Origin of the sequence: Pseudoalteromonas sp. UCD-33C (genome assembly GCF_001306895.1) — a bacterium.
GTDB lineage: Bacteria > Pseudomonadota > Gammaproteobacteria > Enterobacterales > Alteromonadaceae > Pseudoalteromonas.
Window position 1 is genome coordinate 216,259 of sequence record NZ_LJTB01000003.1, and the last position, 13,803, is coordinate 230,061.

Annotated in this window: 12 protein-coding genes; 1 reads left to right on the forward strand and 11 read right to left on the reverse strand. The window is 42.7% G+C overall.

The window, feature by feature from the left end; all coding sequences use genetic code 11:
• Nucleotides 1-2: 2 nt before the first annotated feature.
• From fliL to AOG26_RS09125, 10 genes are all read right to left on the reverse strand, one after another.
• Complete coding sequence (gene fliL, locus AOG26_RS09080; RefSeq protein WP_054562177.1) at nucleotides 3-524, reverse strand: flagellar basal body-associated protein FliL; 522 nt, start codon at nucleotides 522-524, stop codon at nucleotides 3-5.
• 72 nt (nucleotides 525-596) lie between these two features.
• Entirely contained in the window at nucleotides 597-3,035 is a 2,439-nt protein-coding gene (locus AOG26_RS09085) for a flagellar hook-length control protein FliK (protein ID WP_054562178.1), read from the reverse strand.
• 100 nt (nucleotides 3,036-3,135) lie between these two features.
• The gene (gene fliJ, locus AOG26_RS09090) at nucleotides 3,136-3,591 is read right to left on the reverse strand and encodes a flagellar export protein FliJ (RefSeq protein WP_054562179.1); all 456 of its coding nucleotides are present in this window, start codon (nucleotides 3,589-3,591) and stop codon (nucleotides 3,136-3,138) included.
• Complete coding sequence (gene fliI / locus AOG26_RS09095) at nucleotides 3,591-4,925, reverse strand: flagellar protein export ATPase FliI (protein WP_054562180.1); 1,335 nt, start codon at nucleotides 4,923-4,925, stop codon at nucleotides 3,591-3,593. The genes fliJ and fliI overlap by 1 nt, the downstream gene beginning before the upstream one ends.
• Before the next feature lie 17 nt (nucleotides 4,926-4,942).
• A complete protein-coding gene (gene fliH, locus AOG26_RS09100; RefSeq protein WP_054562181.1) occupies nucleotides 4,943-5,761 on the reverse strand; it encodes a flagellar assembly protein FliH in 819 nt (272 codons plus the stop codon).
• Nucleotides 5,762-5,764: 3 nt separating this feature from the next.
• Complete coding sequence (gene fliG / locus AOG26_RS09105; protein ID WP_054553274.1) at nucleotides 5,765-6,805, reverse strand: flagellar motor switch protein FliG; 1,041 nt, start codon at nucleotides 6,803-6,805, stop codon at nucleotides 5,765-5,767.
• Complete coding sequence (fliF, locus tag AOG26_RS09110) at nucleotides 6,798-8,513, reverse strand: flagellar basal-body MS-ring/collar protein FliF (protein ID WP_054562182.1); 1,716 nt, start codon at nucleotides 8,511-8,513, stop codon at nucleotides 6,798-6,800. Before fliF ends, fliG begins: the two co-directional genes overlap by 8 nt.
• 20 nt (nucleotides 8,514-8,533) lie before the next feature.
• Complete coding sequence (gene fliE, locus AOG26_RS09115) at nucleotides 8,534-8,866, reverse strand: flagellar hook-basal body complex protein FliE (RefSeq protein WP_054562183.1); 333 nt, start codon at nucleotides 8,864-8,866, stop codon at nucleotides 8,534-8,536.
• A gap of 170 nt (nucleotides 8,867-9,036) precedes the next feature.
• Entirely contained in the window at nucleotides 9,037-10,440 is a 1,404-nt protein-coding gene (locus AOG26_RS09120; protein WP_054562184.1) for a sigma-54-dependent transcriptional regulator, read from the reverse strand.
• Nucleotides 10,437-11,549, reverse strand: coding sequence for a sensor histidine kinase (locus AOG26_RS09125; RefSeq protein WP_054562185.1), 1,113 nt, complete (start codon nucleotides 11,547-11,549; stop codon nucleotides 10,437-10,439). Before AOG26_RS09125 ends, AOG26_RS09120 begins: the two co-directional genes overlap by 4 nt.
• Nucleotides 11,550-11,676: 127 nt before the next feature.
• On the opposite strand from AOG26_RS09125, the gene AOG26_RS09130 reads away from it, so the two are divergent.
• Entirely contained in the window at nucleotides 11,677-12,264 is a 588-nt protein-coding gene (locus AOG26_RS09130; RefSeq protein ID WP_054562186.1) for a DNA-3-methyladenine glycosylase I, read from the forward strand.
• 33 nt (nucleotides 12,265-12,297) lie between these two features.
• Here AOG26_RS09130 and AOG26_RS09135 read toward each other — a convergent pair whose 3' ends face one another.
• Complete coding sequence (locus AOG26_RS09135) at nucleotides 12,298-13,737, reverse strand: sigma-54 dependent transcriptional regulator (protein WP_054562187.1); 1,440 nt, start codon at nucleotides 13,735-13,737, stop codon at nucleotides 12,298-12,300.
• Nucleotides 13,738-13,803: the final 66 nt, after the last annotated feature.

Genomic DNA, 13,803 nt, shown 5'->3' on the forward strand with positions numbered 1-13,803 from the left:
CCTTATTGCATCACAAAGCCGGTAAATAATACCCGCTCTATCACTTTGCTACCTTCAACATCACTTAATGCTGATTGTACTTTTTCAAGTGCAGCAACACGTACTGACTCTTTACCTTCACTGGTACCTAATTCATCTGCGGTCGTTGTTGAAAGAACGCCAAGTAAGGTACTTTCGATAAGTGGAATATGCTTTTTGGCAGTTTCTTCGTTCACTTCACCGCGAACAAGTAGCTGAACTTTTATTTGTACAATTCGGTCGCGACTAGCACCGGGTACATTAAATACAAATGGGCGTGGCATTGCGACATACAGAGCCGAACCAATCTGTGCGGAGCTCGATGGTGCAGCAGCCTCTGTCACTGTGGTTTCATCTGCTAGGCTTTCTTCAGGGGCATCATCGCCCATAAATAAAAAGTAACCCGCAGCAGCACCAGCAATCAACACTACAGCAGCAATGATGATAATCAGCTTCTTTTTGCCTTTACCCGTATCTTCTATTTCTAAATTTGCTTCTTCGGCCATTGTCACTTCCCTCAAAGTTACAGCAAGCTGTTTATCGCGCTGTAACTATTTTATTTCTTATAATAGCAGGACTTATGCATAGTAATCTATTGATGATGAAGATTGTTGTCGAGAAGTTTCTGCGCTTTGTGCTGTTACTTCTGGCTGCTGCTCCTCAGCTTGTTGATTTCCAGCAAGCTGCCCTTGCCCAGACTGCTCTTGTTGTTGCTCAGGGTTCCCCTGCTGAATACTACTTTCACCAAGCTCAATACCTTGCTGTGCAAGCATTTCTCGTAAGCGTGGCATTGATTGCTCTAAAGCTTCTTTAGCCTGCTGATTTTGAACAACAAAATTAATTTGAGCTTGCTCCGCATCGCTACGTATACGAATTTGCATACTGCCCATTTCTGGCGGATCTAAGCGAATTTCAGCTTCTTTATTATTAATATTTAGTAACGCGCTAACTCGCTCTTGAAGCATCTTTGCAGCATCACTTTTTATGATATTAATCGCTTGCATTACACCAGGGTCAACATTCACCGATTTAGATTGAGTCTGAGTTTGCGCAGTTGTTTGTGTATGCAGTGTTTGTACGTCTAGTGCTTGCTCATATTGCTGATGAGCCATCTCATAGGCACCTGGTTGTGTTGTTGCATTTGCTTGAGTCGTTAGCTGGGTAAATAATTGAGCTACACGCACAGTAACAGTTTCCTGTGTACGTTCTGTATTAATTTTTGTATCAAGCTCTGTGGTTACTTCTTCACTAGCAACTACTTTTGTCACATCGGCTGTAATTTGCGCGGTATTATTTTGTTTCGCTTTATTATTTTCAACATTAACTGTTGCTGCGGTTACTGGCATCGCAGTACTGGCTGTTGCAGGGGCATTTATAGCCTCTGTCAGCACAGTTTGAGCTGCAGCTAATTTTTCGTACTGAGCAGTGCCCGGCGTTAACGTTTGCAGCTGAGTATTCACTTTGTTTAACAATGCTTGCTGCTCATCCTTAGTCAGCGCCGTGATTTGCTTTTCTACGCCTGTAGGTAATTTGTTATCGAGAGCCTTATTGTCAGCTAATTCAGCACCTTGTTTTGCCTGGCTTTCTTCAGCAATGTCTTGCTCTACAGCAAGTTGTGATACAGGACTCTGTGCAGTTTGCGTTGTAGGCTTACTACTGTTCACATCAGTCAATAGCGACTTGATTGTTGCCACCTCATCAGCACCGAGCTTATTATCAGCTTTAAGTTGATTTATTTGTTGCTCAAGTTGCTTTTGTTGCTCAGAGGTTAGCGATAAACCTTTAGCGAACTCACTTACAGCCTGCCCATCGCCACTTTGTACTTTGGCCAGCAAGCTAACGATTGACTTATCTGTTACTGGTTTATCTAAAACTGGTTTTTCTGTTACGGCTTGATCAACTTTGGTTGCTGCGTCAGTTGGTTTATCTGCCACTTTTGCCGCGCCAGCTTCAATGTTTTTAACAATGCTTTGCTCAGTACTGAAATTTGCTGCCGTTTTGTCAGTGAAGCTTTGTGTTTGTTTTGAATTAACTTCAGCTGTTTTTGTATCTACTTGATCATCGCTATTTAAATCTGCAACCACCTTATTTAAAACAGTTTTACTTGTCTCATTTAAGCCAAGTTCTTTGCCATCAGATGTTTTTGCAGCGTCTGAATTCACAGTCTGTTTTTGAGCGCTATTTAACAGAGCGTCTACATCAACTGTGGTTTCTTTGTTGTCAGTTGCTTGTGTTGCACTGGCAAAGTTAGCTACCTGAGGTTTTGTATCCGGTGTATTAACAGCTGAAACACCCTGCTTTTCTTTGTCTGTTAATGGACCATCAACAATCGGAGTCACGCTATCTTTTGGTGGTAAATCGCCAATCGCTTTTAGCTGGCTATCTACCGCTGTCGCAACTTTAGACTTATGTAATAAGCTTGCTATTGAACTGTCGCCTTCAGCGTCGGCTTTTGAATCATCGGTTTGTGCAACGTCTGTCATCGGTGAAGGTATAACAGGTGTAATGGTATCGATTGGGGTTGGTTTTTTATCAACAACTACCGGGCTAAAGTCATTATTTTCAATCAATTTATTAACACGTGTACTCATAGCTTGAGCTGCATTAATTTGCGAAAGCAGTGAGTTTTCTTCATCTTCTACAAGTGCAAGTTCTTCGCTTGGCTCTTTAGTTACAGCTGCATTACGAATATCTGGACTTGTTTTAGATTGCTGCTGTGTAGACGTGGTAGCAGTTGCAACTTTAGCATCAGCAGTTGTGTTTTCGTCGCCTAATTTGGCATCTGATTTAGGTTCTTCAGAAATACTGACAGCTTTAGTTTCATCAACAGAATGAGTATCTGCATCACTTTTTGTTTGAGGGGTGGTATTTGCTTGCGCGTTTGCCGCTTCACTTGCTTCTGTAAGTGAAGTTAAAAAACTTAAGCCCGATGCTTTGTCGCTAGACTCTGAGTCTTTGCCTGAAAAACCAGTACCTTGCTCAGTTTTAACCTGCAAATTGATATCACTGATCGCCATAATTCACCTAAAACTAAAGAGGCAATTTGCCGCCGCAAGTGCCAAAATTAATGCTACTGGTTAGGTAAATGCAATTAACATGCCTAAAAAAGATAGTATTTTAGAGAAGTGCGTTTTTAAGTTGACGTTGATAAAACTGATTTGAAGCGAATTCATCCAGCATTTTTTGCTCTGCTTTAGCCACTTGCATCGCATGTTTTTCAGCTTGCTTTTCGATTAACTTCGCCACTGCTTTTGCTTTCACTTGCTGTTTTAACCACAATGCTTTGCGCTGCGTAACTACTTGTTTTGCAGTATTCACTGTGCTTGCTTGCTGGCGTATCGCTTCTTCAATTTTTGCGATAAACGCATGATATTGACTAAACCCAGCGCTAGACAAACCAGAACGTCCTTTCAAATGTAACTGCTGAGAATACTCCATGCGAAAGTTATTCAGCCCTTGCAGTTTTTGTTGATTACTTTGCAAGTGCTGCTGCGCTTTTAAGTAATCCATGCGTAAAGACTCTTCTTTATCGCTCTCAAGCTTTAACAATAAATCAAGTTTACTTTGAGCCATTAACCTTGTCCTAATAACTGCGCAAGACCTTGTAGACCATCATCATAACTAATAACGTCTTTCATGCCTTGCTGAAGGAATTGATTCACACGTGGCATCATATTAATTGCTTGGTCAAGCATAGGGTCGGTGCCTTTTTGGTACGCACCTAGTGTGATCATATCTTTGTTCTGTTGATACATTGAATACACTTGTTTTAACACACGAGCTTGTTGCATATGCGCTTCAGATACAACCTGTGGCATAACACGAGAAATCGATTTTTCAATATCAATAGCCGGATAATGACCACTGTCGGCTAAATCTCGAGATAAAACAATGTGGCCATCTAAAATAGCGCGGGCAGAGTCAGCAATTGGATCTTGCATATCATCCCCTTCACTAAGCACAGTGAAAAACGCGGTAATCGCACCTTGCCCTTCACCTCCATTACCGGCACGCTCCACCAGCGCAGGTAATTTTGCAAATACTGAAGGCGGATAACCCTTAGTAGCAGGAGGCTCACCAACCGCTAAGGCGATTTCACGTTGCGCCATGGCATAGCGGGTAACAGAGTCAAGTAATAGCAACACGTTAAGGCCTTGGTCACGGAAGTATTCCGCAATGGTCACTGCACTTTCACAGCCTTTTAAACGCATTAACGGTGAAGCATCCGCAGGAGCTGCAACCACCACTGAGCGCTTACGCCCTTCAACACCTAGAATTTCTTCGATGAACTCTTTTACCTCACGACCACGCTCACCCACAAGGCCTACCACAATTACATCTGCTTCAGAGCCGCGAGTCATCATACCCAGTAATACTGATTTACCGACACCAGAGCCTGCAAACAGACCCATACGCTGCCCTTGACCTACGGTAATAACGGAGTTGATGGCTCGAACACCTACATCCATAGGTTGACTGATTGGTCGTCTTGCAAGAGGGTTAATTGAGTTTTGTGCAAACTTTAAGTGATGCTCAGCATTAATGGCACCTAAGCCATCAAGTGGCCGACCAAGGCCATCCACTACACGGCCAAGTAAACTCATGCCAACAGGCAGTCCTGTTTCATTTAGCTTTGGGATAACTCGTGCACCAGGCAGTACGCCAGAGATGTGATCATTTGGCATCAAGTAAAGTGTTTGGTCGTTAAAACCAACGACTTCAGCATCAACAAAGCCGTTAATGGTTTCAATTTTACATTGACTGCCAACAGGTGCTCTAAGCCCTTTTGCTTCTAGCGTTAAACCAACGACACGCGTCAGAATACCGGCAACGGCTGGTTTTGGGGCCTTGATATGTTTTTCATAGCGCTGTAAGCGTTCGCTTAGAGTCATTGATTGAGCACTCATAATGAGCCTAAAAAGTATTAGATACCACTGCTATGCAAAAAGTTTTCCAACGTTTCTTTGACGCGGGTTTTTATTGTCATGTCGAGGGATGATTGCGGGGTTTTAATTTCGCAGCCACCACGTTCTAAAGTCGGCTCTGCAACTAACTGCCAATGGTTATCTGCGATAGTTTGTTCGCCATAACTTTCAGTAATTAAAGTAATATCATCGGGGTGTAAGTGAATACGTACTTTAGCTTGCTCTTCACCTAACGCATCAATAGCTTGCTTCAAAGCATGTAAAATGACTTCAGGTGAGGTTTTAATTTCTTGGTAAACTAAAATTTCAGTTAACATAACAGCTAACTGCACTAACTGCTTTTCGGCACTTTCATCGACTTTAGATAATGGTTGAGAAAGGCTATCAAGTAAGCTTCTTAAGTTGGTCAGCTGCTCTTCTAAAATTGGCTTTATTTCTTCTTGGCCTTGCTCCTTACCAAGCTCAACACCTTCTTTAAAGCCAGCTTCTTTTCCCTCATGTGCGCCTTTTTCAAAACCATCTATATAGCCTTGCTCATGGCCTTGCTTTAGTCCTTCTTCGTAGGCATCTTGACGGATCTTTTCAAGCTCAGCCATTGTTAGGGACGGAATTTCAGGCTCTTCTGGCTGCTCTTCGGCCTGCTGCTTTTGCTGCTCTTTACGATATAAGTCAGCTAAAGGCGTGCCATACGCCGTTGAGCGTCCAGCGAGTTTTGTTGTATCTTGCGTCACTTCAGGAATTGGCCAGTTTTCCAATAATTCATCGGCAGCTTCACTGGCATGCACAGGGCGTCCTGTATGAAATGAAGACTTACTCATGGCTTACAGGAACTCCTCACCACCACCGCCACCAAGCATAATTTCGCCTGAGTCAGCTAAACGACGTGCCGTAGAAAGAATTTCTTTCTGTGCCGCTTCTACTTCACTAATACGAACAGGGCCCATTGCCTCAAGATCATCAGCGAGTAATTCAGCAGCACGTTTTGACATATTACCCAAAATCTTCTCTTTTAATGCTTCGTCAGTACCTTTAATTGCTTTCATTAATACATCTTGCTGTACTTCACGAAGGATCGCTTGAATACCACGGTCTTCAACATCCATTAAGTTCTCAAAGACAAACATAAGGTCTTGGATTTGCTGTGACATCTCTTCATCGTGTTCACGGATTGAATCCATTAACTGACCTTCAACATTGGTATCTAGGTAGTTCATGATATCAGCAGCCGCTTTCAAGCCACCCATTTTCGCAGCTTGCGCACCAGCTTGACCTGCGAACTGTTTCTCCATGATTTCATTCAACTCTTGCAATGCTGCTGGTTGAACTTCTTCAAGGTTTGCAATACGCATGGTTAAATCTAAGCGCACTTTTTCTGGGAATTGCGACAAGATTTCCGCTGATTGCTCTGGCTCTAAATACGATAAAACAATGGTTTGAATTTGCGGGTGCTCGTTGCGAATAATATTCGCCACTTGCTTTGAATCCATCCACTTCAATGAATCAAGACCTTTCGCCCCTGAGCCCATAACAATTTGGTCAATAAGGCTGGCTGCCTTGTCTTCACCAAGCGCTGCTGTAAGAGCTTTTTTGATAAAGTCTTCAGACTGGAAGCCTATGGTACTGAAGCTTTGAATTTGCTCAATAAACAAATTATGGACTGCGCTAATTTTCGCTTGCGATAAATCATCTAGCGCAGCCATTGCCATACCCACTTTTTGCACTTGCTTTGGCTCTAAGTGCTTAAGGATTTGCGCAGCATCTTCTTCTGATAAGCTCAGCAATAAGATTGCCGCCTTATCAACACCGTCTAATTTATCAACATCAAACGCCGGTGGTAGTTGTTTTTGTTCTTGATCAGTCATCTTCTGTTAACCACGCTTTCACTACTTGAGAAGACAGTTCTGGTTCATTTGCAACCAATGCACGAACTGCTTTGAGTAAATCTTCATCGCCATGTAAGTCTGGCAGCTGTAGTGTACCATCACTTGAGAATCCTACAGCAGCAGAGTCAAAGTCTTTATTTAGCATATCTAGCGTGCTATCACCAATATCTACACCTGCACTTAATGCATCTTCATCATATTCTTCTAGTGTATCGTCTGGGTAAATTAGACGTTTCAGCATAGGTCTTACTACAAAGACAATCAGTACGATGATAACCAGTGCACCTAATGCTAAGCGTAGCATCTTCATGAACCAATCTTGCTCCCAAAGTGGAACTTCAATCGCTTCACCAGCATCTTCACGAACAAATGGCACTGTGACAACCTCAAGTGCATCACCACGCTGCATATCAAAACCAACACCGCCTTGTAATAAACGACGAATATTTGACAATGCTTCTACAGAGCGAGGAACCATGGTTGTTTCACCATTTTCACCCACCTGCGGTACATAATCAACGGCAACTGAAACACTGATACGACGAATAACACCGGTTTGCTGACGCTTATGCGAAATTGTTGTATCAAGCTCGTAGTTACGTGTTGCTTCTTTATGCGAACGACTTGGGTTCGTTGCTGAGCCTGCTCCACCTTGGCCTGCAATTTCTGGAATATTAGAGTTAACTGGCGGCTGATTCGTTAGCGCACCAGGAATGCCCACTGCAAGACCACCGATGTTGTTTTCTTCGAACGTGGTTTCACTGCGCACAGCGGGTAAGTCTGGGTTATAACGTTTTTGTGTTTCTTCGACTGCACTAAAGTCCATGTTTAAATCGACTTGCGCGGTATAGTTACCTAAGCCTACAACTGGAATAAGGATGCTATCGATTTTATTTAAGTACTCTTCTTCACGCTTACGTTCAATCTCATACTCTTTACGAGAGCGAGCAGCAAGTGAGTTTTGTGAACCTGAATTAAGTAAGCGACCATTTTGATCGGTAACAGTAACACGCTCTGGCGATAAACCTTGGACTGCTGAGGCAACAATATCAACTACTGAGTCAACTTCTTCACCGTCAAGTGTACGACCGCGTTTTAAGGTAAGCACTACCGTCGCTGAAGGTTGTTTTTCGCGACGAGCAAATACGTTTTCTTTTGGAATAGCTAAAAGTACTTTGGCGCGAGTAACATTTTTTAGCTCTTCGATGGTACGTGCAAGCTGTTGCTCACGACCATGTTTTAAACGTTCACGTTCAAGGCGTTGGCTAACACCAAACCCCATGTCTTGCATGATGATGTCAGTCCCTGAGCTTGGCGCTTGCTCTAGGCCTTCACGAGCCATCAATAATTTGATGTTTTGGTATTCACCTTCTTCAACAGAGATGACGTTACCATCAAGTTCGTAATCAATCTTTTGAGCGTCTAAAAAGTCCAGCGTTTGAATAAGCTCTTCCGTTGGCATTTTGCCAAGCGGACGCATATCTGGTTGACGAGCCCAAATAATAATAAAAATTGCGATAGCCAAACAGATTGCCAAAGCGATCACTAAAGTAACCTGGCGTAAAACATCTACACCGTTTAAGGCACTTAGGTAGCCTGACTTTTGCTCTTGTTGATCATCAGTATCGGTTGAGTCGATACCGCCGCCTGCTAAGGCTAGATCAGTTGATTGATTAGATTGCGCCACAATAATTCTCCACTACCTAGTTACACAGGCATGTTCATGATTTCTTTATAAGCTTCAACAAGTTTATTTCGAACTTGCACCGTAGCTTCAAAAGCGACTGATGATTTTTGCGAAGCAATCATTACGTCAGCTAAAGAAACACTGCGATCGCCCATTTCCATTGCTGTTACTTTTTGCTTAGCGTCTTGTTGTAAGCCATTCACTGTATCAAGTGCATTGGTAAGTAAATCACCAAACTGTGCCGACGATGTTGGCTGAGTTTGTGTTGGTAAATTATTAATTGAGTTACTACGGCCTACTTCTGAAGCCATAGCTTGCATTTCTTGAAATAATGCGCTGTTTTGAACTTTCATAATACTCTCTGACAATGCAGTTTACTTATGCACTGATAAAGCACAAACCGTGCCACAAAATAAAGCAAGTAAATTCAACTACTTGAATCATTAATTTCACATGTCAGAGTTTTGACAGCAAACAAGCTCACAAAAATGTGAGCTTGTTTGAGCAACTTTTTGGAAGGAGTTTATGCAGGTAAGGCTATACCCAAGTCTCGCATTTGCGCCAGTTTATAACGTAACGTGCGCGGACTAATACCTAAGGTTTCTGCAACCTCTTTACGCTTACCGTTACAACGCGCTAAGGTTTCTAAAATAATACGATGCTCTTTGTCTTTCAGCTCGTCTTTGTAATTACCTTGCTCACTCACTTGTGGCACGGTATCTAAATTAACTTCAACAGGCTGTTCTTGATATACCGGTGCGTTGTGTGGCGGCGTAGCGACTGGCTTTATATCAACCGTAAGCAACTCTTCAATAAAGACATCATCTTGATGAATACTATTACCATCACATAATATCAACGCCCGTTGAATAACGTTATCAAGCTCTCGTACGTTACCAGGCCAAGCATGAGATAGTAGCTTTTGTTTCGCACCCTCACTTAGTTGAGCGATAGGCTCTTTACTTTTCAGGCAATGACGCTCTATTAAATGCTCAGCCAATACAATAATGTCGCCAGGACGCTCGGCTAATGGTTTCCACATTAGCGGGAATACATTTAAGCGATAATATAAATCTTCTCTAAATAGATTTTCGCTCACTGCTTCTTTTAAATCTCGGTTACTTGTAGCTAGAACGCGAACATCAAGCTCTATCGTTTTACGACCGCCTAAGCGCTCTACTTCGCGCTCTTGAAGTACACGCAGTAATTTAGCTTGTAAGCCTAAATCCATCTCAGTGATTTCATCTAGTAAGATGGTACCACCTTGAGCTTGCTCAAATTTACCCGGGCAAGCTTGAATCGCGCCGGTAAACGCCCCTTTTTCGTAACCGAATAAGGTTGCTTCAAGCATGTTTTCAGGAATAGCAGCACAGTTAATAGCCACAAAGGGAGCATCGCTACGATTTGATTTATCGTGGATAAAACGAGCCAAGACTTCTTTACCCGAGCCACTTGGGCCGAGTACCATGACACTGGCATCTGAGCGGGCAACTTTGCTCGCGAGCTCTAATAACTTAATACTTGATGGATCGGCAACGATTGGGCCATCGGTTTCTTTTTCCTTTTCAGGCAAATAACGACTCACCATATTAAGAAGCACTTCTGGTGCAAACGGTTTTGCCATATAATCAATCGCGCCTAAACGCATTGCTTCTACAGCATCATCGATAGTGGCATAGGCCGTCATCATTAATACCGGCAACTCAGGGTAATTAAGTTTAATGCTACGTAGTAGGTCAAGGCCGCTCATAGCGCCCATTTGCACATCACTAACAACCAATGAATAGCTATTTTGCTTAAGCAAGATCATCGCTTGTTCAGCGCTATCTGCAGCAACGCAATCAATACCCGACATTTCAAGGGTATCAATCAGTGCTTCTCGTAAGCCTGCGTCGTCTTCAACGACTAAAATAGAGTTAGTATTCATTTTGCCTCCGCTGACATTGGTTCTGCACTAATTGGCAAGATCAAACTAAAACATGCTCCCCCATGAGCATTATTAGTCACTTCAACCCGTCCTTGGTGCGCATTGGCGACTGAACTTACAACTGCAAGTCCAAGCCCCGTGCCTTGGCTTTTGGTAGTGTAAAAAGGTTCGAATAATTTGTTCGCATGACGTAAATCAACACCTGGGCCATTATCACTGACACTGATGCGAACGCAGTTTTCGCTGGTTTCGTCACGTTCGGCACTCAGGGTTACCACAGCCTCAGAGCCAATAATTTGAATACTGTTGTGGATCAGGTTTTGAATAGCACTCGCCAGAGCAGTTTTATTACCCATAATTTCAATATCTGGCTCAGGCAAGTTCACGCTAAGTTCACTGTTATTTTGTGCAACCATAGCATCAGCACCGGCTTTTACTTCATTAAGTAACTGTTGCATTGAAACGCTTTCGACCACTTGTTGCTCACCACTTTTGGCAAATAACAGCATATCGTTCACTTGGGTTTCTAAATCTTTTAAACGCGACATTAGCTTCGTATGAAAGTTGCCACGCGAGCTTTCTGGCAATCGCTTTGAGCCTAAATTGGCAGCATAAAGCATGGCCGCAGATAACGGTGTTCTGACTTGATGAGCAAGCGAAGCGACCATTTTGCCAAGCGCACTTAAGCGCTGCATATGTGCTACTCGCTTTTGTAATCGCCTGGTTTCAGTTAAATCTGTCATTAAAATTAACTGCCCTGGCTCTGGAGCAAGCGCAGTAATATCAAGCTTTATTAAACGGCCATCCTTAAGTGATACTTCATGTCCATCGTCTTGCTGTGGTCGAAATGAGCGTTGAATTACGCTAAACCACTTTTCACCTTCAAGGGGCTCACCTAGCATATCAATGGCAATTTGATTGGCTTTTGCGATCATGCCTCGGCCATCTAAAACCACCACACCCGCAGGCATGGTATCAACCAAATGACCTAACCAACTGGCTTGTTGGCGCAGCTCACTCAACTCACCCACATACTCTTCTTGTTGTAAGCATGGGTTATATTGTTTGGCTGTGATAAATTGTGGTTTTAGGACATTTGCTAAGGCCATAATCGATACTCAAAAAATCGTGTCTACCTAGGTAAATGCACAATCCGTACCAAATTTATTTTTGTTTTATTTCAATAAATTAAAGACAAAACAACACTGACAAAAAAATGACAATCGCGAGGGAATAATGCAAAAAGAACACTATTGTCGTTGCCCGTGGCTCGATACCAGCAAAGAAGATTATGTGGCCTATCATGACCAAGAATGGGGGGTGCCATTATATGATGATCACCGCTTATTTGAATTTATAACCTTAGAGTCAGCACAAGCGGGACTGAGTTGGTATACCATACTTAAAAAGCGTGATGGCTATCGCAGTGCCTTCAAAAACTTTATTGTCGAAGAGGTTGCCAAAATGACCGAAGACGACGTCGAACGATTAATGCAGTTTGAAGGTATTATTCGTAATCGCGCTAAAATCGCCGCCACTATTAATAACGCGCAACGTTTTATTGAGATACAAAAAGAGTTTGGCAGTTTCTCAAATTACCAATGGCAGTTTGTTGGTGGCAAACCGTTGGTAAACAACCTTGATAAATTAGAGGATTACCCGGCTATTACTGAAGTCTCAACAGCATTCGCCAAAGATTTAAAAAAGCGCGGTTTTAAGTTTTTAGGCCCTACTACGGTGTATGCCCACATGCAGGCCTGTGGCATGGTAAATGACCATAGCAATGATTGCTTTAGAAAAGCTGAGATAATTAGTGAATATTAAAGAGATAAAACCGAGGAAGAAACCTAACGCGGCTTAGTCGCGCGTTAGGTTGTATTTCTTCATTTTTTCGACCAGTGTGGTGCGCCTAACACCTAAAATTTCTGCAGCTCGTGCAACAACGTAATCATAGCGCTCTAATGCTTGGCTGATTAAGCTGATTTCTAGCTCAGCAAGATACTCTTTGAGCTCAATTCCTTCATCTGGTAGTAAACCTGAGTCAACCGTTGTTGCTGGTACATCAGGTTCTTCATCATCATAATCACTAAAGCCTGTACTGAAAATATCGTTGAAAGCATCTCGCTCCATCAACTCTTCTGGATACTCAGGCTCATAAGCCTCAACTTCAATATAACGATATTTAGCTGGAAGGTCTGGCACATCAACTACTTTATCAGGGAACATGATCACCATGCGTTCAACTAAGTTAGCAAGTTCACGAATATTCCCCGGCCACGCATGCTCTTTTAAGCTTTGAATCGCACGCTCAGTAAATTTGGCCGTTGTGCCACTTTGCTCGTTCACACGACGCATTAACTCTTTTAAAAGCAGAGGAATGTCGTCAGCACGCTCACTAAGCGAAGGATTTTCAATTGGAAACACGTTTAAGCGATAAAAAAGGTCTTCACGGAAGTCGCCCTGGTCAATCATCTCTTCAAGATTGCGGTGAGTTGCAGCAATAATGCGTACATCCGCTTGAATAGGCTTAGTACCCCCTACTCGCTCATAGCTACGCTCTTGCAACACACGCAGTAGTTTAACCTGCATTTGCAAAGGCATATCACCAATTTCATCTAGAAACAGCGTGCCGCCTTGCGCTAATTCAAAACGCCCTTTTCGTGCAGAAATAGCCCCCGTAAAAGCCCCCTTTTCATGGCCAAATAGCTCACTTTCAAGAAGCTCGCCTGGGATAGCACCACAGTTTACCGGCACAAATGGCCCGGTATTGCGTTTAGAGAGTAAATGAACGTTACGTGCAACAACTTCTTTACCTGTGCCTGACTCACCTAAGATCAGTACATTTGCATCGGTTTTTGCTACTTGTTCAATTAAAAAGCGCACATCTTTTACAGCTTCGGTTTCACCGACTAAACCATCAAACGATTTGTTAGATTTAGCTTGTTTATGGTCACCCGGTAGCATGCGCTGATATTGCTGACAATCATGCAATAGCTGAGTAGTTACATCATGGTTAAACGGCTCACAAATTAAACCAACTACATTAGCAATGCTTAGTAACGGTTTGAGTGTTTCACCAATTAATAAAAACGGAATGGCTGGAAACTGTTTGATCACAGCCTCGTGATTTAGCTGCTGTAAAGCACCAAGAATGACCATGCATTCTTGCTGTTGATGTTTTTCACAAAAAGACTGTAATGAAGTCTCATCAACTAATTGTGCAGTTTCACCAATGAAGGTAAGTGCTGCATGTAAACCTATCGCACGATTATTATTATTGTCTAAAATTAAGATCATTATTGGCGAACCACAGTTACCACGAGGTTAGTTAATTTCTAAATTGTAAGCGAGTTTAGGAGGGAT